Annotated in this window: 25 protein-coding genes; 8 read left to right on the top strand and 17 right to left on the bottom strand. The window is 72.6% G+C overall.

Annotated features, from left to right (window positions below; translation table 11 throughout):
* Positions 1 to 3: 3 nt before the first annotated feature.
* The 5 genes from A6F73_RS18760 to hemL all read right to left on the bottom strand — a co-directional run bounded on the left by A6F73_RS18760 (position 4) and on the right by hemL (position 5347).
* Positions 4 to 1758 (bottom strand): cytochrome c biogenesis protein ResB, encoded by a 1755-nt coding sequence (locus A6F73_RS18760; RefSeq protein WP_244293436.1) that lies wholly within the window; start codon positions 1756 to 1758, stop codon positions 4 to 6.
* A 2-nt stretch (positions 1759 to 1760) separates the two neighbouring features.
* On the bottom strand, positions 1761 to 2534 hold the full coding sequence (locus tag A6F73_RS18755; RefSeq protein WP_063348873.1) for a cytochrome c biogenesis protein CcdA: 774 nt from the start codon (positions 2532 to 2534) through the stop codon (positions 1761 to 1763).
* Positions 2531 to 3136 carry a TlpA disulfide reductase family protein gene (locus A6F73_RS18750; protein ID WP_244293435.1) on the bottom strand — a complete coding sequence of 202 codons (606 nt, stop codon included), beginning with the start codon at positions 3134 to 3136 and terminating at the stop codon, positions 2531 to 2533. Before A6F73_RS18750 ends, A6F73_RS18755 begins: the two co-directional genes overlap by 4 nt.
* Positions 3137 to 3298: 162 nt before the next feature.
* Positions 3299 to 3946: a histidine phosphatase family protein gene (locus A6F73_RS18745; protein WP_079136296.1), complete on the bottom strand. Its 648-nt coding sequence runs from the start codon at positions 3944 to 3946 to the stop codon at positions 3299 to 3301.
* A 72-nt stretch (positions 3947 to 4018) separates the two neighbouring features.
* A complete protein-coding gene (hemL, locus tag A6F73_RS18740) occupies positions 4019 to 5347 on the bottom strand; it encodes a glutamate-1-semialdehyde 2,1-aminomutase (protein WP_063348870.1) in 1329 nt (442 codons plus the stop codon).
* 433 nt (positions 5348 to 5780) lie between these two features.
* Between hemL and A6F73_RS18735 the strand changes: the two genes are divergently transcribed.
* The gene (locus A6F73_RS18735; RefSeq protein ID WP_063348869.1) at positions 5781 to 6269 is read left to right on the top strand and encodes a hypothetical protein; all 489 of its coding nucleotides are present in this window, start codon (positions 5781 to 5783) and stop codon (positions 6267 to 6269) included.
* A 65-nt stretch (positions 6270 to 6334) separates the two neighbouring features.
* On the opposite strand, the gene A6F73_RS18730 is transcribed toward A6F73_RS18735, so the two are convergent.
* From A6F73_RS18730 to A6F73_RS18715, 4 genes are all read right to left on the bottom strand, one after another.
* Positions 6335 to 6826: a MarR family transcriptional regulator gene (locus A6F73_RS18730; RefSeq protein ID WP_063348868.1), complete on the bottom strand. Its 492-nt coding sequence runs from the start codon at positions 6824 to 6826 to the stop codon at positions 6335 to 6337.
* Positions 6827 to 6889: 63 nt separating this feature from the next.
* Positions 6890 to 8182 carry a glycosyltransferase family 39 protein gene (locus tag A6F73_RS18725; RefSeq protein WP_063348867.1) on the bottom strand — a complete coding sequence of 431 codons (1293 nt, stop codon included), beginning with the start codon at positions 8180 to 8182 and terminating at the stop codon, positions 6890 to 6892.
* 171 nt (positions 8183 to 8353) lie between these two features.
* Positions 8354 to 10030, bottom strand: coding sequence for an RICIN domain-containing protein (locus A6F73_RS18720; RefSeq protein ID WP_244293434.1), 1677 nt, complete (start codon positions 10028 to 10030; stop codon positions 8354 to 8356).
* 232 nt (positions 10031 to 10262) lie between these two features.
* Complete coding sequence (locus A6F73_RS18715; protein ID WP_063348866.1) at positions 10263 to 10502, bottom strand: chaplin; 240 nt, start codon at positions 10500 to 10502, stop codon at positions 10263 to 10265.
* 231 nt (positions 10503 to 10733) lie between these two features.
* On the opposite strand from A6F73_RS18715, the gene A6F73_RS18710 reads away from it, so the two are divergent.
* From A6F73_RS18710 to A6F73_RS18695, 4 genes are all read left to right on the top strand, one after another.
* Positions 10734 to 10985 (top strand): chaplin, encoded by a 252-nt coding sequence (locus tag A6F73_RS18710; RefSeq protein ID WP_063348865.1) that lies wholly within the window; start codon positions 10734 to 10736, stop codon positions 10983 to 10985.
* Between the two features lie 236 nt (positions 10986 to 11221).
* Positions 11222 to 11464: a chaplin gene (locus A6F73_RS18705; protein ID WP_063348864.1), complete on the top strand. Its 243-nt coding sequence runs from the start codon at positions 11222 to 11224 to the stop codon at positions 11462 to 11464.
* Positions 11465 to 11569: 105 nt separating this feature from the next.
* A complete protein-coding gene (locus A6F73_RS18700) occupies positions 11570 to 11839 on the top strand; it encodes a chaplin (protein ID WP_063348863.1) in 270 nt (89 codons plus the stop codon).
* Between the two features lie 119 nt (positions 11840 to 11958).
* A complete protein-coding gene (locus tag A6F73_RS18695; protein ID WP_063348862.1) occupies positions 11959 to 12339 on the top strand; it encodes a hypothetical protein in 381 nt (126 codons plus the stop codon).
* Between the two features lie 79 nt (positions 12340 to 12418).
* Here A6F73_RS18695 and A6F73_RS18690 read toward each other — a convergent pair whose 3' ends face one another.
* Positions 12419 to 13075, bottom strand: coding sequence for a hypothetical protein (locus tag A6F73_RS18690; RefSeq protein WP_063348861.1), 657 nt, complete (start codon positions 13073 to 13075; stop codon positions 12419 to 12421).
* Positions 13076 to 13377: 302 nt separating this feature from the next.
* On the opposite strand from A6F73_RS18690, the gene A6F73_RS18685 reads away from it, so the two are divergent.
* The 3 genes from A6F73_RS18685 (at position 13378) to A6F73_RS18675 (ending at position 14674) form a co-directional block, all read left to right on the top strand.
* Positions 13378 to 13722 carry a hypothetical protein gene (locus tag A6F73_RS18685; RefSeq protein WP_031063477.1) on the top strand — a complete coding sequence of 115 codons (345 nt, stop codon included), beginning with the start codon at positions 13378 to 13380 and terminating at the stop codon, positions 13720 to 13722.
* A 77-nt stretch (positions 13723 to 13799) separates the two neighbouring features.
* A complete protein-coding gene (locus A6F73_RS18680; protein ID WP_063348860.1) occupies positions 13800 to 14144 on the top strand; it encodes a hypothetical protein in 345 nt (114 codons plus the stop codon).
* Positions 14145 to 14407: 263 nt separating this feature from the next.
* Entirely contained in the window at positions 14408 to 14674 is a 267-nt protein-coding gene (locus A6F73_RS18675) for a hypothetical protein (RefSeq protein WP_063348859.1), read from the top strand.
* Between the two features lie 91 nt (positions 14675 to 14765).
* Here the strand turns inward: A6F73_RS18675 and hemB are convergent, their stop codons facing one another.
* The 7 genes from hemB to A6F73_RS18640 form a co-directional block, all read right to left on the bottom strand.
* A complete protein-coding gene (hemB, locus tag A6F73_RS18670; protein WP_063348858.1) occupies positions 14766 to 15746 on the bottom strand; it encodes a porphobilinogen synthase in 981 nt (326 codons plus the stop codon).
* A gap of 67 nt (positions 15747 to 15813) precedes the next feature.
* Positions 15814 to 17463: a bifunctional uroporphyrinogen-III C-methyltransferase/uroporphyrinogen-III synthase gene (locus tag A6F73_RS18665; protein WP_063348857.1), complete on the bottom strand. Its 1650-nt coding sequence runs from the start codon at positions 17461 to 17463 to the stop codon at positions 15814 to 15816.
* A complete protein-coding gene (gene hemC / locus A6F73_RS18660; RefSeq protein ID WP_063348856.1) occupies positions 17460 to 18470 on the bottom strand; it encodes a hydroxymethylbilane synthase in 1011 nt (336 codons plus the stop codon). Before hemC ends, A6F73_RS18665 begins: the two co-directional genes overlap by 4 nt.
* 41 nt (positions 18471 to 18511) lie before the next feature.
* Positions 18512 to 19849, bottom strand: a complete 1338-nt coding sequence (locus A6F73_RS18655; protein WP_063348855.1) for a glutamyl-tRNA reductase — start codon at positions 19847 to 19849, stop codon at positions 18512 to 18514.
* Positions 19850 to 19949: 100 nt separating this feature from the next.
* Positions 19950 to 20843, bottom strand: a complete 894-nt coding sequence (locus A6F73_RS18650; protein ID WP_208869094.1) for a redox-sensing transcriptional repressor Rex — start codon at positions 20841 to 20843, stop codon at positions 19950 to 19952.
* A 101-nt stretch (positions 20844 to 20944) separates the two neighbouring features.
* Positions 20945 to 21691, bottom strand: a complete 747-nt coding sequence (locus A6F73_RS18645) for a 3'-5' exonuclease (RefSeq protein WP_063348854.1) — start codon at positions 21689 to 21691, stop codon at positions 20945 to 20947.
* Between the two features lie 163 nt (positions 21692 to 21854).
* Positions 21855 to 22139 carry a glutaredoxin family protein gene (locus A6F73_RS18640; RefSeq protein ID WP_063348853.1) on the bottom strand — a complete coding sequence of 95 codons (285 nt, stop codon included), beginning with the start codon at positions 22137 to 22139 and terminating at the stop codon, positions 21855 to 21857.
* Positions 22140 to 22201: the final 62 nt, after the last annotated feature.

Below are 22201 nucleotides of genomic sequence, written 5' to 3'. Positions count from 1 at the left end.
CGTCTACTCCTTGGAGTTCTGGTCGGCAGGGACTGCGGGGTCCTCGGGCGCGGGGCCTTCGGCTGTGGGGCCTTCGGGCGCGGGGCCTTCGGGCGCGGCGTCGTCCTCGTCCTCCGACGCCGGGGCGTCGTCCTGGAGGTCCACCGCGAGTTCGGCCAGTTCCTCGGCGATCTTCGCCGACTCACTGCGGGCCAGGCCGGCCAGCTCCACCTGGGTGCCGCCGCCCGGCAGGGCGACCGCGCGCACCCAGATCCGGCGGCGCTGCACGAACAGCGAGCCGATCAGGCCGAGGATCGCCAGCACCGCACCGGTCAGGGCGATCGTGTTGCCCGGGCGGTGCGAGACGTTGAAGCTGGCCCACTGCTTGTAGCCCTCGAAGGTGACGCTGCCGTAGCCGTCCGGCAGGTCCCAGGCCTGGCCGGGCTTGAGCCGGGCCTTGGCGGGCTGGCCGTCCTGGGTCAGCTGGGTCAGCTTGCGGGTGTTGAGCTGGTAGATGTTCTGCGGCAGGCCGGAGTCGGTGCCCAGGTCGCCCGCGAAGGCGTTCAGCACCAGCTCGGGGGCGGCGTCGCCGGGGAAGAGCGAGATCGGGCCGGTGCCCTCGAAGCTCAGCGGCGCGGTCGGCAGGAAGTAGCCGGAGAAGCCCATCTGGGTCGAGCTGCCGTCCGGTCCGACGCCGTAGTCGGAGACCTTCACGACACCGGTCGAGGTCAGGTTGCCGTCCTGCGGCAGGAACGGCACGGAACCCCGGTAGACGACGTCGCCCTTGCCGTTCTTGACGGTGATGACCGGGGCGTAGCCGTGGCCGATCAGGAAGACCTTGCTGCCGCCGATCTCCAGCGGGTGGTTGACCTCGATCGTGCCCTGCTTGAGCTTCGAGGTGTCCTCGCCCGCCGTGTACTCGACGTTCGCGGTGAACTGCCGGGCGGCGCCGATCTGGTCGCCCTTGTCCTGGAACTTGGCGGTGAAGCCGTTCAGCTTCAGGTAGAAGGGGTCGAGGTCCTCGGTGCCGTAGAACCGCGTGCCGTTGAAGTCGTCGAGCTGGGTGATGGTGTTGGAGTAGCCCTCGCCCTCGACCATCAGCTTGCCGCCGGTGCCGGACGCCAGGCTGGCCCAGGCGAAGCCGCCGAGCAGCGCGAACAGCGACATGTGGAAGAGCAGGTTGCCGACCTCGCGCAGGTAGCCCTTCTCGGCGGCCACCGAGCCGCCGGCCAGGTTGGTGCGGAACCGGCGCTTGCGCAGCAGCCGGTGGGCGGCGGCGTTCACCGCGTCGGCGTCCGCCTCGGTGCGCCAGGCCGCGTAGACCGGCATCCGGGTCAGGTTGCGCGGCGCGGTCGGCGGCTGGGCCCGCAGCACGCCGACGAACTGCCAGGTACGCGGGACGATGCAGCCGGCCAGCGAGACGAACAGCAGGATGTAGATCGCGGAGAACCAGACCGAGCTGTAGACGTCGAACAGCTGGAGCTTCTCGTAGATCGGCGCGACCGCGGTGTGGTGCGTCTTCCACGCCTCGACCTTGAGCAGGCCCTGGCCGTTCTGGTACTGCGGGATCAGCGAGCCCGGGATGGCGGCCAGCGACAGCAGGAAGAGCAGGATCAGCGCGACCCGCATCGAGGTCAGCTGGCGCCACATCCAGCGCGCCCAGCCCAGGACCCCTATGCCGGTCGGGCCCTCGGACTCGACCGGCGCGGTGCTGAGCCGCTCGGCGGCCGCGTCGTCCGGCGCCAGGGGCAGCTCGGCCTCGGTCGTGGTCTTGCTCACGGTCAGATTCCGATCGAGAAGTCGGCGGTCCAGGACTGCAGTTCACTCATCGTCGAGTCCCAGATCCCGGTGACGAGCAGCAGACCGACCGCGACGAGCATGCCGCCGCCGATCCGCATGACGAGCGGGTAGTGCCGCTTGACCCAGCCGAAGGCACCCAGTGCCCGGCGGAAGGCGAGCGCGGCCACGATGAACGGTACGCCCAGGCCGAGGCAGTAGAAGGTCATCAGCAGGGCGCCGCGCTCCGCGTCGGCCTGGTTCAGGGCCAGGTTCTGGACGGTCGCCAGGGTCGGGCCGATGCAGGGCGTCCAGCCGACGCCGAACACCATGCCGAGCAGCGGGGCGCCCCACAGGCCGACCGCCGGGCGGCGGTGGGAGCGCACCTCGCGCATGCTCAGGCCGGGGACGAGGCCCATGAAGGCGAGGCCCATGACGATGGTCAGCGCGCCGAGCACGATCGAGATGACCCGCTTGTGCGCCTGGAGGGTGTCGCCGAACTGGCCGAACAGCGCCCCGCCCGAGACGAACACCGCGGTGAAGCCGAGGATGAACAGCGTCGCCCCGAGCAGCATCCGGCCGCGCCGGGCACCGCGGGCGTCCGCGAGGTCGGCGGCGGAGAAGCCGGTCACGTACGACAGGTAGCCGGGGACGAGCGGCAGCACGCAGGGCGAGAAGAACGAGACCAGCCCGGCGGCCAGCGCGATCGGCGCGGCCACCAGCAGTGCCCCGCTCTGGAGGGTCCCGGTGTTGTCGGCGAGTTGTAGCGGCAGGCTCACTGCTTCTGCTCCGCGACCACCGGCTGGAGGATCGACTCCAGCGCGTCCTGGGTCGTGCCGCCGACGGCGCGGGCGGCCAGCTTGCCGTCGCGGTCGACGATCAGGGTGGTCGGGAGCGACTGCAGGCTGAGGCTGCCCTTGGGGAACTTGAGCAGCTGGGTGCCGGCCGGGTCGAAGATGCTCGGGTAGGTGACGCCCTGCTCCTGCTCGAAGCGGACGGCGTTGGTCTTGTCGCTGTCCCGGGTGTTGACGCCGAGGAACTGGACGCCCTGGTCCTTGTACTTCTCCGAGACGGCCTGGAGGCTCTTCGCCTCGGCCCGGCACGGCCCGCACCAGGAGCCCCAGACGTTCAGCACCACGACCTTGCCGTGGTAGTCCGAGAGCTTGGTCTGGCTGCCGTCCAGGGTCTCCCCGGAGATGTCGGGGGCGCTCCCACGCTTGCCGGTGTCCACCTTCGACAGGTTGGTCCCCTTGACGGTGACGAAGCCGACCTGGCCTTCGCCGCTGCCCGACGAGCCCGAGGAGGAACAGCCGGTGAGGACGAGCGCAGCGGCGGCGACAGTGGCGGCGGCTGCGGCGACACGGGGACGGGGGCGCGCCATGGCAGACATGTGAAAAGTTTCGCATGGAGTTCCGGGCAGGTTCGCCGGGGTCCTCCCTAGCGCGTCGCACCCCCTCTGACCTGTGACGGAGTCGGGCCGCCAGGCTCTCGCCGGGCGGCCCGATCCCATATTTACGCGGGGTTTACCAACGGCCCCGCGGGCTCACGCGCCGAAGCTCTTGCCCACCGGCTTGTCCTTGCCGCCCTTGCCGATCAGGTGCGCGGGCAGCAGGTCGCGGGCCGGCTCGCGGTAGCCGACCGAGACGATCTTGTCGCCCTCGAAGGTGAAGCTGGTCAGCGAGGCCAGCGAGCACTGCCGGCGGCGCGGGTCGTGCCAGAGCCGGCGGCGCTCGACGAAGGAGCGGACGATCCAGATCGGCAGCTGGTGGCTGACGCAGACCGCCTCGTGCCCGCGCGCGGCGTCCCGGGCGGCGCCGAGCGCGCCCATCATCCGCACCACCTGGTCGAGGTAGGGCTCGCCCCAGGAGGGCTTGAACGGGTTGGTGAGGTACTTCCAGTAGCCCGGGTTCCGCAGCGAGCCGTCGCCGACGCCGAAGGTCTTGCCCTCGAAGATGTTGTCCGCCTCGATCAGCCGCTCGTCCGCCGCGACGTCCAGGCCGTGCGCCTTGGCGATCGGCCCGGCGGTCTCCTGGGCCCGCTCCAGCGGGGACGCCACCACGTGGGTGATGTCCCGGCCGGCCAGGTCCTCGGCGACCCGCTCGGCCATCTCCCGGCCCAGCTCGGACAGCCGGTAGCCCGGCAGGCGCCCGTACAGGATGCCCTCCGGGTTGTGCACCTCACCGTGCCGCATCAGATGGACGACGGTGATCTCTTTGGCGCTCACTTCTCAGTACTCCTGGGGCTCGCAGGGATGGTTCGGGGCCTAGACCGTGGCCGCGGCGGCCGCGCGGGCGGCGGCCGGAAGGGCGGCGGCGATCCGCTCGATCGCCCGCTCGTCGTGGGCCGCCGAGACGAACCAGGACTCGAAGGCGGACGGCGGCAGGTAGACGCCCTCGGCGAGCATCGCGTGGAAGAAGGCGGTGAAACGGTACGCCTCCTGGGTCTTGGCCTCGTCGTAGTTGGTGACGGCGGCCTCGGTGAAGAACACCGAGAACATGTTCCCGGCGGTCTGCAGCCGGTGCGTCACGCCCTCCTTGGTCAGCGCCTGCGACACCAGGCCGGAGATCTCGGCGGCGACCTTGTCCACCGTCGCGTACACCTCGTCGGTGCAGCCGCGCAGTTGGGCCAGGCCGGCCGCGGTGGCGATCGGGTTACCGGACAGGGTGCCCGCCTGGTAGACCGGGCCGGCCGGGGCCAGGTGGGCCATCACGTCGGCGCGCCCGCCGAAGGCCGCGGCCGGGAAGCCGCCGCCCATGACCTTGCCGAAGGTCAGCAGGTCCGGCGCCCAGCCCTCGTTCGCCGCCTCCAGGCCGTACCAGCCGGCCTTGGAGACGCGGAAGCCGGTCATCACCTCGTCCGAGACGAACAGCGCGCCGTTCGTCCGGCAGAGCCGGGCCAGGCCCGCGTTGAAGCCGGGCAGCGGCGGGACGACGCCCATGTTGCCGGGCGAGGCCTCGGTGATCACGCAGGCGATCTCGCCCGGGTGGGCGGCGAAGGCCTGCTCGACGGCGGCCAGGTCGTTGTAGGGCAGCACGATGGTGTCGCCGGCCTGGGCGCCGGTGACGCCCGGGGTGTCCGGCAGGCCGAAGGTGGCCACGCCCGAACCGGCGGCGGCCAGCAGGGCGTCCACGTGGCCGTGGTAGCAGCCGGCGAACTTCACCACCTTCGCGCGCCCGGTGAAGCCGCGGGCCAGCCGGATCGCGGACATGGTGGCCTCGGTGCCGGAGGAGACCAGGCGGACCTGCTCGACCGGGGCGACCCGGCCGACGATCTCCTCGGCCAGCTCGACCTCGCCCTGGCCGGGCGTGCCGAAGGAGGTGCCGCGGGTGACCGCCTGCTGGACGGCGTCGATCACCGCGGGGTACGCGTGGCCGAGGATCATCGGGCCCCACGAGCACACCAGGTCGACGTACTCGCGGCCGTCGGCGTCGGTGAGGTAGGGGCCGGTGCCGGACACCATGAAGCGCGGCGTGCCGCCGACCGCGCGGAAGGCGCGCACCGGGGAGTTGACGCCGCCGGGCGTCACGACGGAGGCGCGGTCGAACAGCGACTGGGACTGGGGGGCTTCGTAGGGGTAGCTCACGGGAGACATGGTCTCAAATCGTGTCCTTGAGCTCTGCATGTCGGACCCGATCATCTGGAACGATGATCCGGGCACCGTTGTCTGTACGGTTGTCCGTACAGACGGGGCCGCTGACTGCTCCGGAGCACGGACCAGTCAGACTGTGCACTCAGAGTGCGCAAGTGTTCCGGTTGTGTGCAGGGGTGTGGAGAGGACTGCCGCGTACCGCGAGTGGGTACGGCGGCGCATGACGGGTAAGGAGCACGTCCGGAGGGACGCCGGACGTGCGGGGGTCTGTCGATTCCGGCGAATTCCGGTGAGGATGGTCCGAGTGTCCGAGGCGCAGGACGGCTACGACGAGGCTGCGGGGGGCTCCCGCAGGCCCGCCGAAACCGCACGCGGGGGTAAGGGAGCGGGCACGGGTCGTGGCCGCCGCGGCGGCGAGAGGCGGGGTGAGGGACGCGTGGGGGTGACGTACAAGTACTTCGGCGCACCGGATCGCGCCACCGCTGCCAGAGTCCCCACCGCCCTCGGACCCGGCGGGCTCGGCCTGGACGCCGGCGAACTCGGTTCGCTCGGGCGGCTCGGCGACCTGATGGAGACCAGCGGCTCCCCCAACGGCCACCTCTCCACCAAGATCAAGCCGGAGACCATGAGCGCCATGGTCCTCACCGGCATCCAGGGCGTCCCGCTGCACCAGGTCCCGCCGCTGGAACTCGTCGTGCTGCACCCCGACTACGCCGTCGTCCAACTCCCGCAGAACGTCGTCGAACCGCTCCGCAAGGCCGACGAGACCGAACTCGGCGCCGCCGCCTTCATCTGGTCCACCGTCCCCGACCGGCGCGGACCGCGCGACGCCTTCGTGATCTACAGCATGCTGCACGAGTGGCAGGACTTCGCCAACCGGCTGCACGAGGCCGGGCACCAGCTGTACTGCCTGGTCTGGCCGTAGGACTTCCCGGGACCCTTCGCCCCGCCCGTCGAACGGCGGCCGGGGCGAAGGGATGTGACCTCGCGTCAGTTCGTCCGGGCGCGGCGCGCCCGCCGTACCGCCCGTTCGCTCTCCACCGGCTCCGCCAGCGGCCCGTCCACCAGGCGCGTCAACGCCGACACGAACACGTCCCGCTCCGGGCCGGGCAGTGACTCCAACACCTCCCGGTGCACCCGGTCGGCGATCGCGGTGCCCCGCTCGACGGCGCGCTCGCCCGCCTCGGTGACGGAGATGATCCTGGCCCGGCGGTCGGTCGCGGACGGGCGGCGCTCGGCCAGGCCCGCCTTCTCCAGCTCGTCCACGGTGACCACCATGGTGGTCTTGTCCAGGTCCGACAGCTCGGCCAGCTGGATCTGGGTGCGCTCGGTCTCCTGCGCGTGGAACAGCACGGAGTACGCGCGGGGGGTGATCCCGAGCTCGGTGAAGGCGGCCGCCATCCGGGTCGCCAGCACGTGGCTCGCGTGGTCCAGCAGGCCGGAGATGTCACGGATCTGGCGCACGGGCGGGGTCGTCGTCATACGTCCGAGATTAGCAACGGCCCGTCCGCTGCCGGATGATCCCGTTGGCAACCAACCCCGGGTCTACGGGATGCCCAACTCGAACAGCGCATACCCCGCGTACCAGCCCGCCGCCACCACGGGCATCGCGAGCAGGCCGACCAGCGAGGACGTCCGCACCCGGCGCAGCGCCACCGCCAGGCCGATGAACAGCGGGAAGGCCGGCAGCAGGTAGCGCGAGATGTTGCCGAAGATCTGGTTGCTGCTCAGCGCGGTGGCGATGGTGAGCACCGTGTAGACCACCAGCACCAACGGCGGCCGGGTGCGCCACAGCAGCACCAGCAGTCCGGGCAGGGCCATCAGCAGGGCGATCGCGATCAGGTCCGGGACGGGGTTGGACTGCCAGAAGTTCCAGTGCCCGGTGATCACGTCCATGATCGTGCGGACCGTGGAGGCGCCGCCGTCGAAGTAGCGGTTCCAGGCGCCCCGCTGGAGCTTGAAGTAGCCGCCCCAGTCGCCCATCCGGTAGCCGACCCAGACGACGTACCCGATCAGGCCCCACGGGGTGATCAGCATCGCGGTCAGCGGCCGGGCCACCCCGTCGGTGCGCCGGATCAGCGCCACCAGCGCGGCGATCGACACCGCGGCGATCAGCGCGGCGGCGGTCGGCCGGTTGAGGCCCGCCACCAGCGCCAGCACGCCGGCCGTCAGCCAGTGGCGGGTCATCACGCAGTAGCAGGCCCAGGCGGACAGCGCGACGAACAGCGAGTCCGAGTAGACCGCCCACTCCACCCCCGAACCCGGGAACAGGCCCCAGATCACCGCGGCGATCACGCCCGCCCGGAAGCCGCCGAGCCGCTCCGCGATCGCGAAGATCCCCGCCGCCGCGACGAGCGAGGCGATCACCGAGACGGCGATCCCGGAGCCGTACGGGCCGAGCCCGGTGACCGCGCCGACCAGCCGCATCAGCCACGGGTAGAGCGGGAAGAAGGCGGCCGAGTTCTCGTAGTAGGAGGCCAGCGGCCAGCCGTGCATCGGGAGCAGCTGCGGGTCGTAGCCGTTCTCGGCGATCCGCTGGTACCAGACGCCGTCCCAGGTGCCCAGCACGTCCCACGGCTGGGCGCCGCCGCCGCGGCCCGGGTTCTTCTTGAGGTAGTCCCCGGTGTGCGACAGCAGCAGCATGAAGACCGTGAGGCCGATGGCCTTGACCACCGCGTACGCCCCGAGCGCGGGCGCGAAGCGCTCCACCAGGGCGCCGAACCGCCCGGGCCGCCGGCCCGCCCGCTCCTCGGAGCGCTCCGCGGGCCGCTCCGTCTCCGGCGCCGCGGGCGCGCCGGGCTCGGTGCTGGACGACTCGGTGCTCGATGCCGTGCTCATCTGCTCTGGGTACTCCCCGCCACGCTGGTGGTCCGCGCGGCTACGGCGCAGCGATTTCAGGTGAGCCTACGGCACACCCCCACCTGCCCCGCGAACGCCCGCCCGCCCCGAAAACGCCGTGGCGCCGTCCCCACCCGGCCGGTGGGGGCGGCGCCGCGGAGGGGCCGGGGATCAGCCGTGGAGGTAGACGATGCCGAGTTTGGTGAGCTGCCAGAGCTGGCCGGCGGCGCCGGTGTCGGTGGCGAGTTCGACGGCGGGGTTGCCCTTGGCGTCGAGGGTGGTGCCGGGGGCGATCACCTTGGTCGGGTCCTGGGAGTCGGCGATCTTGTAGCGGCCGCCGCCGGCCGGCTTGAGGACCCAGTGCTGGTTGCCGCCGCCGTTGCAGCGCCACTGCTGGATGCGGGTGCCGGCGGCGGTGGAGGCGGCGTTGGCGTCCAGGCACATGTCCCGGTTGCCGCTGAAGTCGAGCTCGTAGCTGCCGCCGGCCTTGGCCTCCAGGACGAAGGACTGGTTGAGCCCGCCGGTGGCCGGATAGGTGATGGCGGCCCGGCCGTTGGTGGAGTCGCCGTAGGTGCCGCCGCCGGTGAGGTCGAGCGCGTTGCCGGTGGCCGCGTTGGTGAGCTGGTACCAGGAGCCGTCCTCGGGGACGTCCGCGAACGGCTGCCCGGGGGTGAGCGGCTGGATGGAGGTGGTGTTCTGCTGGTTGAGCGTGCAGTAGGCCTGCGCCAGTTCGGGCTTGGCGAAGAACTGGCCGAGGCAGACGCCCTCGCCGCGGTAGCCGGCCACCCGCAGGTGGTACGACTGACGGACCATGTTCATGCACAGCCCGGGGATGCCGATCTGCGAGTCGCAGCCGTTGCGGGCCCACTCGGCGAGGTTGATGACGTCCCCGTTGCTGTACTCGTACGGGGAGCTGGTCCACTCCGCGCAGACCTCGTGGCCGAAGGCGACCCGCCGCTGGTCGAGGTAGCGCACGCCGGGCACCTGCTCGGCGGCGCCGCGCAGCGCGTCGCTGAAGGTCGGCACCACCCAGTTGTGGCCCCAGGCGAGGTCCTCGGGGAAGGCCGGGCAGCCGTCGGCGACCTTGCCGAGGTAGTCGTTGCGCCGGATGTCCGGGGTGATCGGATTGAAGTACGACTGGTAGACCAGCTGGTACGAGGAGTCGGCGTAGCCCGCCTTCCGCATGGTCTGCCGGATGTTCTGCAGCGCCGCGACGACCTTGGGCTGGACCCGCTTGGCGCGCTGGACGATCTCGTCGCTGCCGATGGTGTCGCGGCAGCCCTGATCCTTGGGGATCGGGAAGTACTGCGCGAGGCAGTGCATCATGATCCCGCTGAAGTCGAAGTCGTCGTTGGCGCCGATCGTGACGACGACCATCTTCACGTCGTACTTGCCCGCCGCGTCGGCGAGTTTGACGTCCTGTTTGGGCTCGCCGAAGTCGCCGCTGCCGGAGCCGGTGACCTTGGCGAGCTCGGGGTCGCTGACCAGGTCGCCGGTCTGGGCGCCGGAGCAGGCGAGGTCGATCGGGGTGACGCCGGGGATGTCGGTGACGAAGATCTCCGACTTGGGGTGCCGGTGGCAGTAGTTGGTGGGGCTGTCGGTCTCCGGGAAGTAACCGTCGTTGGTGTCGGTGCCGGCGCCCTCCCCGGAGATGGCGCTGTCGCCGAGGGCGACGATGGCGGCCGGGCGGGTGGCGCCGGCCGCGGGGGCCGGGTCGGCGAGTGCGGCGGGGGCGCCGGCCAGGCCGAGGGTGGCGACGAGGGCGCCGGTGGCGAGCAGTGCGCCGTACGGGGAGCGGCGCGCCACCGTCCGGGGCCGCCGCGCCGCTGTCAGTCGGGACCTGATCACACGCGACTCCTTGCGGGGGGGTGGGGGCCGCCCGGCCGGGCGCCGAGCGGCGCGGAGCAAGAAAGGTGAGCAGGTCTCACATTCTAGGTACTGACAAGTAACGCAACAAGGCTTGTGACACCGCCGGAACCTGACGCCCCGACACGCTTCCGGACATGCGGAGAGCCGCCGCCCCGCGCCCCAGGAGGGAAGCGCGGAACAGCGGCTCGTACCGGCCGAACCGGGAGCAGGATCAGCCCACGTTGGCGCAGTGGTTGCCGAACGCCGGGTTGAGCAGGCCGATGATGTCGATGGTGTTGCCGCACAGGTTGATCGGCACGTGAACCGGAACCTGAACCTGGTTGCCCGAGATGACACCGGGGGAACCCGCGGCGACACCCTCGGCGCCGGAGCTGGCCATCGCGGTGCCGGCGCCGGCGGCCACGATGCCCACCACGGCCGCGCCGACGGCGGCGGTCTTCTTGATGCTCATACGAGCCTCCTGACTGTTCATACAGAGATGCACGGGGAGTGCGACATCAAGAACGACACCCACCCGGACCGGTTGCGTCGGTGGACGCACTGTCACCCATCCGGCCCAACGGGGACGGCGACCGGCATTCGGGTGATCAGCGGACCGGACCGTTTCCCCTCGCACGGTGCCTCGTTCTCTCTGGCGGAACACGATCCACCCGGCCCCCTTCACACGAATCGAGTACCGCCCATGCGCAAGCTCGCCCACGGCGTCGTCGGCACCGCGGCCAGCGCCGCCCTGCTCGCCGCCGGCGCCGGCGTCGCGTCCGCCCACCACCTGCACGGCGCGTCCGCCGAGGGTGTCGCGGCCGGCTCGGCCGGCGTGGTCTCGGGCAACTCGGTGGAGGTGCCCGTGCACATTCCGCTCAACGTGTGCGGCAACTCGATCAACGTGGTGGGCCTCCTGAACCCGGCGTTCGGCAATAACTGCCTCAGCGCCTGACCGGGAATTCCCCTGGTCGCGCCTCTGCACCGAACCGCTCCCGGCCGTGCGGGAATTGTTCGCGAGGTGCTGGAAGAACGCGGCGGCCGCGTCGACGCCCGAGCCATGGGCGAAACACGCCGGTGTGCGCCGCCGGAGTGACAATCACGGCAATCCCCAGAAGCCAGCGGGTGAGTATTCGTGCTCGCCCGGCTCCCGACATTTCCCATCCGTCGGGCAGAAAACGGAGGAAAGACATGCGCAACTTCAAGAAGGCCGCCGTCCTGTCCCTGGCCGCCACCGGTCTGGTCCTCGGTGCCGCCGGCGGTGCGTTCGCCAGCTCCGGCGCCGAGGGCGTGGCCGCCAACTCCCCCGGCGTGCTCTCCGGCAACCAGCTCCAGATCCCGGTGCACATCCCGATCAACCTGTGCGGCAACTCCATCAACATCGTCGGCCTGCTCAACCCGGCCTTCGGCAACACCTGCGTCAACGCCGGCTGAACCGGCCGTCGCCGCACCGGCGACAGCAGATTCACCGAGTGCCGCGCCCCGCGACGCCGGGGCGCGGCACGCTCCACCCGTGTGTGATCGAGGAGATCAACCCCCATGCAGAACGTGAAGAAGGCCGCCGTCCTGTCCGCCGCCGCTGCCGGCCTGGTGCTCGGCGCGGCCGGGTCCGCCGCCGCCAGCTCCGGCGCCGAGGGCGTGGCCGCCGGCTCCCCCGGTGTCGTCTCCGGCAACCAGGTCCAGATCCCGGTGCACATCCCGGTCAACCTGTGCGGCAACTCCATCAACATCGTCGGCCTGCTGAACCCGGCCTTCGGCAACAGCTGCGCCAACGTGGAGCTCCCCCCGCCGCCCGCGGACGACTGCTGATCCCCGATCGGCACCCGTTCCGGCCGTACTGCCCCCCGACCAGCCGGCCGGGGGGCAGTTCGGCATCCCCGGGCGGCCGGTGGCCGTCCGGGCCCCCGATCCACCGAAGGGTGATCCGCATGGTTTCGAAGAAGAGCGGGGCCTGCCTGGTCGTCGCCGTCGGCGCCACGATGCTGCTCGGCGCGGGTTCGGCACAGGCCGCCACCACGACCGATTCGGCCCCCGCGTCGGGCCCGGCCAAGCTGGCGAAGACCGACGTCGGTCAGGCGCTGAACGGGACGACCTCCGGCCTCGGCTACGGGCTCGCGCCGGTCAAGGACCTGCGCCTGGACCCGTGGGCGAACTCCTCGGCCGACGTGCTCAACAACGGCGCGACCGTCAAGCCCGACCAGGGCCTGGCCCCGGTCGGCACCGGCGGGCTGACCGGCCCGCTGAGCGCGGGCGGCGGCATCCGGGACCTCCCGCTGGTCGGCGGCCTGACCGGTGTGCTGCCGGGCTGAGCCGCCCGGCGCAGGCAGGAGCCCGGCACCCCGGTCGCGTCCGGGGTGCCGGGCTCCGCCGTGCCCGGAGCCGCTGGGCTCAGAGCTGGGTCAGGTCGGTCAGGCCGGTCTGCTGCACCACGCCGGTGGTGGTCGCGGTGGTGGTCGCGGCCAGGTCGCCCACCTTGTCGGTGACCGAGATCGGGTGGTCGTCGTCGCCGAGGCTGGCGGTGGCCCCGGGGACGGCCTGCACGGTGCCGGTGACCAGTCGCGGGTCCACCTCGTCCACCTTGAGCCGGCCGTCGGCCAGCTGGCCGGTGCCGTCCTGGACGAGGGCGAGCGGCTTGCCGACGGCGAGGCCGGGGGTGTCGGCGTGCAGCGGCGCGGCCGGGGCCTCCAGCAGCACCTGGCCGAGGTCGGCGCCCCGGTCGACCAGCGGGAGCGGCAACTGGGCCTTGGCGCTCGGGCCGACCTTCCCGGTCTGCAGCCCGGGGACCAGCCGGTCCGGGATGAGCTCGGTGCTGGTGGTGCGGCCGGGTGCCGGCGGCAGGAGCAGCGAGGTCGGGATGCCGGCCGTGACGCGGCTGCCGAGCGGGGTGAGCGGCACGTCCGCCGGGACCTGCTGGGTGGCCAGCTTGTCCTCCAGGGCACCGACCTGGTCGGGGCTGACCGGGGCGGCACTGGCCGCTCCCTGGGAGGCGAGCATGCCCGCACCGACCGCCAACAGCATCGCGCCGGCCCGCTTGGAGAACTTCATGCTTTTCACCGTTCTGCCTGTCCGTACTGGAGATCCCTGAAGGGAGGGGCTGCGGGGCGCAGCCGGAAAGCAATCTGCCTCAACGAGTGACCGCTGGTACGGATTGCGGCGGTTAACCGGTTCGGCCTAATAATCCGACCGGAAACCACCCTACGACGCGCCTCCCGGACTCTTTTCAAAAATCCCCGTAACCTTCCGTGCCGTCATTCTTTGATCTGGACGTCAGTGACTGCAGACCGGGTCTGAGCGTTCTACGCGTTGTACGCACGGAAACCAAGAGCATTTCAGAGAGGGATCTCCCCATGATCCAGAAGTCTTTCGCCGCCGCCGGCCTGGCCGTCGCCGCGCTGGCCGCCGCCGCCGCGCCCGCCTCGGCGATCGGTGACGCGGACGGCGCCGCAGCCTCCATCGAGGGCAACGGCGGCACCAACTTCACCGGCACGGTCGGGAACAACAGCCCGAACTTCCACTTCCTGGACAACGCGAACGTCTGCCTCCCCGAGATCCACAACATCGCGGTGGGCGTGCTCGGCGTGGCCGTCCCGGTCGAGGTCCCGATCGCCAACAGCGGTGGCAAGCAGTACTGCACCCAGGGCCAGGGCACCCAGAGCCACGGCGACGCGGGCGTGTCCCACCTGGTCGGCTGACCGTTCCCCCAGCTGCACTCCCCCTGAACCACCCTTCGAATCGCTCCCCGATTCACCCCTCGAGAGGAAAACCGGAAATGATCAAGAAGTCCCTCGCCGCCGCCGGCCTGGCCGCCGCCGCCATCGCGATGTCCGCCGGCTCGGCCTCCGCCATCGTCGACGCGGACGGCGCCGCCACCTCCGTCCAGGGCAACGGTGGCACCAACCAGACCGGCACCCACGGCAACGGCAGCCCGAACTTCCACACCCTGGACAACGCGAACATCTGCCTGCCGGAGGTCCACAACATCGCCGTCGCCGTGATCGGCGTCGCGGTTCCGGTCGAGGTGCCCGTCCTGAACAGCACCCCGAAGCAGATCTGCAACGTCGGCCAGAACACCCAGTCCTCGGGCGACGCGGGCGTTTCGCACCTGATCGGCTGATCAAGGGGCACGGCACGGACGGAGGGCCCGGGGAGGTACGTCTCCCCGGGCCCTCCGGGCGCTACGGGCGCCACGGGTGCTACGAGCGCCACGGGTGCTCAAGGCGCCACGGGCGAGGTGTCCGGCCGACCGCCGAACAGGTGCGGACCGGCCGGGTGAGCGGGCGTTCGGACCGGCGCGTGGGGCGCCGACCCGAACGGCCGGATGTGATCACGTGTCAGAGGCAGCGCCCGCCGGGGCGCTCCGAAAGAGAGGGCATTTCCATGAAGAGCAAGCTGGCCAAGGCCGCACTGACCGCCACCGCCGCGCTGGCGCTCGCGGGTGCCGCCACCCCGGCGTTCGCGCACGTCGGCTTCGCGGGCGGCGGCGAGTTCGTCGCCTCGGGCGACCAGCCGTTCGTGGCCGGTGCGGGCTTCGGCGTCGGCCACACCAGCGACGTCATCGCCGGCGGCTTCGGCGGCGGCGCCGCCACCTCCACCGACGTGATCGGCGGCGGCGAGGGCTTCGCACACATCAACGGCTGGAAGTAGAACCCGGAAGGCCGGGCCGCCCCCACGGGGAGCGGCCCGGCCTTCTCGTTGCCCTGCGCCTGCTACTTGATGCCCTGCCTTGCGGCGCCGACTACTTGAGCATCGCGGCGGCCTCGACCGCCCAGTAGGTGAGGATCTGCTCGGCCCCGGCCCGACGGATCGAGGTGAGCGTCTCCATGATCATCCGCTCCCGGTCGATCCAGCCGTTCGCCGCGGCCGCCTCGACCATCGCGTACTCGCCGGACACCTGGTACGCGGCGACCGGCACCGGGGAGGCGTCGGCGACCTGGCGCAGGATGTCCAGGTAGGCCATGGCCGGCTTGACCATCACCAGGTCGGCGCCCTCGGCGAGGTCCTGGTCCAGCTCGCGCAGCGCCTCACGGGCGTTGGCCGGGTCCTGCTGGTAGCTCTTGCGGTCGCCCTTGAGCGAGGAGCCGACCGCCTCGCGGAACGGGCCGAAGAACGCCGAGGCGTACTTGGCGGTGTAGGCGAGGATGCCCACGTCCTGGTGTCCGGCCTCGTCCAACGCCCGCCGGATCACGCCGATCTGGCCGTCCATCATGCCGGACGGGCCGACCAGGTGGACGCCCGCGTCCGCCTGCACCCGGGCCATCTCGGCGTAGCGCTCCAGGGTGGCGTCGTTGTCCACGCTGCCGTCGGCGGCCAGCACGCCGCAGTGGCCGTGGTCGGTGTACTCGTCCAGGCAGAGGTCGGACATGACCACCAGGGCGTCGCCGACCTCGGCGACCACGTCGCGGATCGCCTGCTGGAGGATGCCGTCCGGGTTGGTGCCCTCGCTGCCGGTGGCGTCCTGCACGGCCGGCACGCCGAACAGCATCAGGCCGCCCAGGCCCGCCTCGGCCGCCTCCACCGCGGCCTTGCGCAGGGTGTCCCGGCTGTGCTGGACCACGCCCGGCATGGAGGTGACCGGGACGGGCTCGCTGACGCCCTCGCGGACGAACAGCGGCAGGATCAGCTCCGCCGGGTGCAGCCGGGTCTCGGCGACCAGGCGGCGCATCGCCGGGCTCTGGCGCAGCCGGCGCGGGCGTACGTACGGGAATTCAGCGGACACGGCTTCTCTCTCCGAACGGTTGTGCAGTGCCGGGGGCGACGGATCGCCGCCCCCGGTCCCGAGGGTGTCAGCGGGCCTTGCGGCGCGAACCCGGACGGCGCTCGCTGGGCCGGTAGACCGGCTCGCCGGCGGCCGTGGCGGTGTCGCGGCGCTTGGCCCCGAAGTCTGCCAGCGCCTGGGCCAGCGCGGCCGCCGACGGCGCCGGGGCCATCACGTCGACCCGCAGGCCGTGCTCCTCGGCGGTCTTGGCGGTGGCCGGGCCGATGCAGGCGATGACCGTGACGTTGTGCGGCTTGCCCGCGATGCCGACCAGGTTCCGCACGGTCGAGGACGAGGTGAAGAGCACCGCGTCGAAGCCGCCGCCCTTGATCGCCTCACGGGTCTCGGCCGGCGGCGGCGAGGCGCGCACCGTCCGGTACGCCGTCACGTCGTCGACCTCCCAGCCCAGCTCGACCAGGCCGGCCACCAGGGTCTCGGTGGCGATGTCGGCGCGCGGCAGCAGCACCCGGTCGATCGGGTCGAACACCGGGTCGTACGGCGGCCAGTCCTCCAGCAGGCCGGCCGCGGACTGCTCGCCGGAGGGCACCAGGTCCGGCTTCACGCCGAAGTCCACCAGGGCCTGCGCGGTGGTCTCGCCGACCGCCGCGACCTTGATCCCGGCGAACGCGCGGGCGTCCAGGCCGTACTCCTCGAACTTCTCCCGGACCGCCCGGACCGCGTTCACCGAGGTGAAGGCGATCCACTCGTAGCGGCCGGTGACCAGGCCCTTGATGGCCCGCTCCATCTGCTGCGGGGTGCGCGGCGGCTCGACCGCGATGGTCGGCACCTCCTGCGGCACCGCGCCGTACGAGCGCAGCTGCTCGGACAGGCCGGTGGCCTGCTCCTTGGTGCGCGGCACGAGCACGTTCCAGCCGAACAGCGGCTTGGTCTCGAACCACGAGTGCGAGGACCGGTGGGCGACCTGCTCGCCCACCACGGCTATCACCGAGGTCGCCGGGTCCACCGGGGCGGAGACCGGCGAGGGCAGCACCCGGGCGGCCTTCAGGTCGGCGGCGATGCCGGACAGGGTGGAGGTGAAGGTCCGCTGGCGGGTGGTGGTGCCGGAGAGCGTGGCGCTCAGCGCCGACTCCGGCTTGCGGCCGTTGGCGACCAGGGCGCCCGCGGTGGCCGGCAGCTGGCCCAGGGTGGTCCGGACCACCAGGGTGGTCTCCGGCGCGCCCAGGTCCACCGGGCTGCCGGCCAGCAGCGCGGTGCCGTCCACGAAGCGCACGTCGGTGCCGGCCGCGCCGCGCAGCGGGACGCCCGCGTACGCCGGGACGCCGACCGACTGGGCGACGCCCGGGATCACCTCGAAGGGGATGCCGTCGCCGGCGCAGCTGAGCATCTCCTCGGCGGCGCAGCCGTCCAGGCCCGGGTCGCCGTCGACGGTGCGGACCACGTGCTTGCCGGCCCGCACGGCCTCGGCGACCAGCCGGGCCAGGTTGAAGTCCGCGCCCTCGGCGACCGGGGTGTGCACCTGCACACCGGCCGGGCAGTGGGTGCGCACGGCGACCGCGGTCAGCGGGTCGGCGACCAGGATGTCGGCCGAGGACAGCACCTCGACCGCGCGCAGGGTCAGCAGCCCCGGGTCCCCGGGGCCCGCGCCCAGGAAGGTGCACCGTCCGGTGGCGGACTGGCCGCCCGGGAACGGGGTTTCGGTGGCGGCGGTGGGGCTCATCGGGCTCGCTCCCCCATCAGGGTGGCCGCGCCCGCGTCGAGCAGCCGGGCGGCCAGCGCGCGGCCGAGGGCCGTCGCGTGCTGCTCGGCGGTCTCGTCGAGGACGATCGGACCGTTGGCGGACATCTTCAGCAGGGCGGCGCCGTCGGGGTCGCCGACCACGCCCTCCAGCCGCAGTTCGTTCGGTCGGACCCAGGTGGCCAGCGCGGCCACCGGAGCCGAGCAGCCGGCCTCCAGGGTGGCCAGCAGGGCCCGCTCGGCGACCACGGCGACCCTCGTGGGGGCGTGGTCCAGGGCGGCGAGCGCGGCGGTCAGGTCGGTGTCGGCGCTGGTGCACTCGATCGCGAGCGCGCCCTGGCCGGGGGCCGGGACCATCAGCTCCGGGTCGAGGTGCTGGGAGATCTCGGCGCTGCGGCCGAGCCGGTTGAGGCCGGCCGTGGCCAGCACCACCGCGTCCAGCTCGCCGCTGGTCACGTAGCCGATCCGGGTGTCCACGTTGCCGCGGATCGCGACGGTCTCCAGCGCGGCGCCGCGGGCAGTGGCCCAGGCGTTCAGCTGGGCCATCCGGCGCGGCGAGCCGGTGCCGATCCGGGCCGGGCGGCCGGCGCCGGCCAGCTTCTCCACCAGCTCGTCCAGGGTCAGGCCCTCGGCGGCGACCAGGGCGTCCCGGGCGTCCTCGCGCTCGGGGACGGCGGCCAGCGCCAGGCCCTCCGGCTCGGCGGTGGGCAGGTCCTTGAGCGAGTGCACGGCGAAGTCGATCCGGCCCTCCAGCAACGCGTCCCGCAGTGCGGAGACGAACACGCCGGTGCCGCCGATCTGCGCCAGCGCCTCCCGGGAGGTGTCGCCGTAGGTGGTGATCTCGACCAGCTCGACGGGGCGCCCGGTGACCCGGGTGACCTCGCGGGCCACCATGCCCGACTGGGCCATGGCGAGCGCGCTGCGCCGGGTGCCGAGCCGCAGGGTCGCGGTGGCGGCCGGAGTCTGCTCCGTGATCGGTTGACCATTCATGAGGTGATCGTCCCGGTGGTACTCGTGGGATGGCTGACGGTTCATCTGGCGCCCCCGCCCGAGGGCTGGGGGCCGCCGACGGGTGTGCCCGACACGGCGTGCACGGCCGCCGGGTCGAGGTCGAACAGCTCGCGCAGCGCGTCCGCGTAGGAGGCGCCGCCGGGCTCGGCGGCCAGCTGCTTCACCCGGACGGTCGGGGCGTGCAGCAGCTTGTCGACGACGCGGCGGACGGTCTGGGTGATCTCCGCGCGGGAGCGCTCGTCCAGGTCGGGCAGCCGGGAGTCCAGCCGGCCCAGCTCGGCGGAGACCACGCCGGAGGCCATCGCCCGCAGCGCGACCACGGTCGGCGCGATCCGGGCGGCCCGCTGGGCGGCGCCGAAGGCGGCCACCTCGTCGGCGACGATCCGGCCGACCTGGTCCACGTCACCGGCGCCGGGGGTGGCGGCGTGCGCGTGGGAGAGGCTCTCCAGGTCCACCAGCAGGGCGCCGGGCAGCTCGTGCACGGCGTGGTCGACGTCGCGCGGCATGGCCAGGTCGAGCAGGGCGAGCGGCTGGTCGGCGGTGCGGGCGGCGACCGCGGCGGCCACGTCCCCGGCCTTGACCACCACACCGGCCGCGCCGGTGCAGGAGATCACCAGGTCGACGTCGGCCAGCGCCTCCGGCACCTTGGCCAGGTCCAGGGTGCGGGCCACGCCGGAGCCGAGGATCTCGACCAGACGCTCGGCGCGGGCCGGCGTCCGGTTGGCGATCAGCACGTCGGTGACGCCGGAGCGGACCAGGGTGGCGGCGGCCAGCGAGCTCATCGAGCCCGCGCCGACCACCAGCGCCCGCTTGCCGGCGATCTCGCCCGCGCCCGCCGCGACCTGCTCCAGGCCGAAGGTCACCAGCGACTGGCCGGCCTTGTCGATGCCGGTCTCGCTGTGCGCCCGCTTGCCGACCCGCAGCGCCTGCTGGAACAGCTCGTTCAGGCCGCGCCCGGCGGTGTGCTCCTCCTGCGCGGTGGCCAGCGCGTCGCGCAGCTGGCCGAGGATCTGGCCCTCGCCGACCACCATCGAGTCCAGGCCGCAGGCCACCGAGAACAGGTGGTGGACGGCGCGGTCCTCGTAGTGGACGTAGAGGTGGGAGGTCAGCTCCTCCAGGTCCACCCCGCTGTGGTGGGCGAGCAGCAGCGACAGCTCGGCGACGCCGGCGTGGAACTTGTCCACGTCCGCGTACAGCTCGATCCGGTTGCAGGTGTTGAGCAGCGCGGCCTCGGCGACGGTCGCGGTGGCGGCCGCGTCGTGCAGCAGCCGGGTCGGCACCTCACCGGTCAGCGCGGCGCGCTCCAGCACGCCGACCGGCGCCGTGCGATGGCTCAGTCCAACGACGAGAAGACTCACGCCCGCCCCCAGGTCCCACGGTTGTCCGTACTCATGAGGCCGCCCCGCACCGCTCGGCGGGTGCTCCGCACGACCTGCGCCCTGCGACTGACTCGCTCGCTCATGCGGGCATCACCGCGGGGAGATCGCCCTCCCCGCCCTTGCCGGGCTGGCCCTGCTCGGTCTGGTCCTTGGCCGCGGTCTCGGCGGTGCCACGGCCCTTGCCGTTGCCGCCCGCCGCGCGGCGCAGCTTGGCGGCCGCCGCCCGGACCGGGCCCGGGGCGCGGTCCAGCACCGACTCGGTGCGGTCCGGCTCCTCGCCGGCCTTGCGCTGCTCGTGGAAGGCCAGGATCTGCAGCTCGATGGAGAGGTCGACCTTGCGCACGTCCACGCCGTCCGGGACGGTCAGCACGGTCGGGGCGAAGTTGAGGATGCTGGTGACGCCGGCCTCCACCAGCCGGTCGCAGACCTGCTGGGCGGCGCCGGGCGGGGTGGTGATCACACCGATCGAGACGTGCTGGCTCTCGACGATCGACTCCAGCTCGTCCATGTGCCGCACCGGCAGGCCGGCCGCGCTGCCGCCGACCACGTTCGGGTCGGCGTCCAGCAGGGCGGCCACCCGGAAGCCGCGGGAGGCGAAGCCGCCGTAGTTGGCGAGGGCGTGGCCGAGGTTCCCGATGCCGACGATGACGACCGGCCAGTCCTGGGTCAGGCCCAGCTCGCGGGAGATCTGGTAGACGAGGTACTCGACGTCGTAGCCGACGCCGCGGGTGCCGTAGGAGCCCAGGTAGGAGAAGTCCTTGCGCAGCTTCGCCGAGTTCACGCCGGCGGCGGCGGCCAGCTCCTCGGAGGAGACCGTCGGCACCGAACGCTCGGAGAGCGCGGTGAGCGCGCGCAGGTAGAGGGGCAGGCGGGCGACGGTCGCCTCCGGGATGCCCCGGGCACGCGAGGGTCGGCGCGCGGCGCCCTGGTCGGGCGTCTGCGAACTGCTCTGTGGTGATCGGCCGATTGCCACGGTGCTCCTGTGGGTGAAGCTGGGCTTTGGCAGCCAGGCTATGCGTTTGTGAACGTGTGCACAAAGATGGTGTCCGTTTTGTCCCCACACAGTGATGCGCATCACGCCGTCGAACCCATAGCACCGCGCTCGGTCAGGAGGACGGCCGGGGCGGGCACCCCGGGCAGCCACGGGCCGTACGGCGCCTCCCGGCGCACCAGCGGGACGGGCGTGCCGGACGAACGGGAGCGGGCCCGGCCCAGCCGCGGCCAGGGCACCCGGGCCGCCTCGCGCAGCGGGCCCGCCCAGTCGTCCGGCGGGCAGGACGGGACGCCGACGCAGTGCCGCAGCAGCTCGGCGGTCACCCGGGCGTCGCCCAGCGCGGTGTGCGCCGGGTACCAGCCCAGGCCCGCCGCCTCCACGCAGGCCGCCAGGCCGTGGCCGCGGGCCTGCGGCAGGTGGGCGCGGGCCAGCCGCATCGTGCACAGCAGCGGCACGGGCGGCAGCGCGACCCCGATCCGGGCGAACTCGCGATCCAGGAATCCGTGGTCGCAGCTGACGTGGTGACCCACCAGCACCCGGCCGGCCAGCAGCTCCAGCAGCCGCGGGGCGATCTCCCGGAAGCGCGGGGCGCCCTCGACGTCCGCCTGGTGTATCCGGTGCACATGGGTCGGACCGACCGGGCCCAGCGGGTCGAGCAGGGTGGCGAACTCCGCCTCCGGTCGCAGCCGCTCGTCCAGCAGGACCACCGCGATCTCGACCACCCGGTGCCGCCACGGGCTGCGGCCGGTCGCCTCCACGTCCACCACGGCGAAGCCCCGGGCGCCCGGCGGGGCTTCGGGCGTCCCAGGGGTCGGGCCGGGAAGCATGGCGGCACTCCTCGTGTGCTCAGCCCCCCTTGGGCGCAAACGCGTTCGATCGTAAGCCGACCAACCGGCCCCGGCTCAAGCCGGACCGGGGTGTCTTTGACAACGATTCGGCGAACCGCCCCCGCCGAGCGGCGGGGGCGGCGACGGTGGCGGGCGGGAGCGGTCAGCCGCCGAGGGCGGCACGCAGGCGGCGTTCGTCGACCCGCCAGAAGTCGTGCTGGCGGCCGTCGATCAGGGTCACCGGGATCTGCTCCCAGTAGCGCCGGTACAACTCCTCGTCCTGGGTGATGTCCTTCTCCTCGAAGGTCGCGCCCAGCTCGCCCGCCACCCGGACGATCACCTCCCGGGCGTCGTCGCACAGGTGGCAGCCGGGCTTGCCGACCAGGGTCACGGTGCGGTCGGCCGGCGCGGGCTTCGGGCTCTTGTCACGTCGCAGCAGTGGGCTCACCCGGCCATTGTCCGCCCGCCCGGCGGCCGCCCCACCGGGGCCCGGGACCGCCCGGTGTTCAC

Source organism: Streptomyces sp. MJM8645, from assembly GCF_001625365.1.
In the GTDB taxonomy this organism is placed as follows: Bacteria; Actinomycetota; Actinomycetes; order Streptomycetales; family Streptomycetaceae; genus Kitasatospora.
The sequence above is the reverse complement of the archived record's forward strand: the minus strand, read 5'-3'. Positions and strand labels throughout refer to the sequence as shown.

Bases quoted from the DNA above. Each gene is read 5' to 3' on its own strand.
- A6F73_RS18705 (WP_063348864.1), top strand. From the start codon at position 11,222: ATGCGCAACTTCAAGAAGGCCGCCGTCCTGTCCCTGGCCGCCACCGGT.
- A6F73_RS18750 (WP_244293435.1), bottom strand. From the start codon at position 3,136: ATGGCGCGCCCCCGTCCCCGTGTCGCCGCAGCCGCCGCCACTGTCGCC.
- A6F73_RS18725 (WP_063348867.1), bottom strand. From the start codon at position 8,182: ATGAGCACGGCATCGAGCACCGAGTCGTCCAGCACCGAGCCCGGCGCG.
- A6F73_RS18645 (WP_063348854.1), bottom strand. From the start codon at position 21,691: ATGCTTCCCGGCCCGACCCCTGGGACGCCCGAAGCCCCGCCGGGCGCC.
- A6F73_RS18690 (WP_063348861.1), bottom strand. From the start codon at position 13,075: ATGAAGTTCTCCAAGCGGGCCGGCGCGATGCTGTTGGCGGTCGGTGCG.
- A6F73_RS18710 (WP_063348865.1), top strand. From the start codon at position 10,734: ATGCGCAAGCTCGCCCACGGCGTCGTCGGCACCGCGGCCAGCGCCGCC.
- A6F73_RS18665 (WP_063348857.1), bottom strand. From the start codon at position 17,463: ATGAGCCCCACCGCCGCCACCGAAACCCCGTTCCCGGGCGGCCAGTCC.
- A6F73_RS18715 (WP_063348866.1), bottom strand. From the start codon at position 10,502: ATGAGCATCAAGAAGACCGCCGCCGTCGGCGCGGCCGTGGTGGGCATC.
- hemL (WP_063348870.1), bottom strand. From the start codon at position 5,347: ATGTCTCCCGTGAGCTACCCCTACGAAGCCCCCCAGTCCCAGTCGCTG.
- A6F73_RS18700 (WP_063348863.1), top strand. From the start codon at position 11,570: ATGCAGAACGTGAAGAAGGCCGCCGTCCTGTCCGCCGCCGCTGCCGGC.
- A6F73_RS18685 (WP_031063477.1), top strand. From the start codon at position 13,378: ATGATCCAGAAGTCTTTCGCCGCCGCCGGCCTGGCCGTCGCCGCGCTG.
- A6F73_RS18745 (WP_079136296.1), bottom strand. From the start codon at position 3,946: ATGCGGCACGGTGAGGTGCACAACCCGGAGGGCATCCTGTACGGGCGC.
- A6F73_RS18675 (WP_063348859.1), top strand. From the start codon at position 14,408: ATGAAGAGCAAGCTGGCCAAGGCCGCACTGACCGCCACCGCCGCGCTG.
- A6F73_RS18695 (WP_063348862.1), top strand. From the start codon at position 11,959: ATGGTTTCGAAGAAGAGCGGGGCCTGCCTGGTCGTCGCCGTCGGCGCC.
- A6F73_RS18680 (WP_063348860.1), top strand. From the start codon at position 13,800: ATGATCAAGAAGTCCCTCGCCGCCGCCGGCCTGGCCGCCGCCGCCATC.
- A6F73_RS18730 (WP_063348868.1), bottom strand. From the start codon at position 6,826: ATGACGACGACCCCGCCCGTGCGCCAGATCCGTGACATCTCCGGCCTG.
- hemC (WP_063348856.1), bottom strand. From the start codon at position 18,470: ATGAATGGTCAACCGATCACGGAGCAGACTCCGGCCGCCACCGCGACC.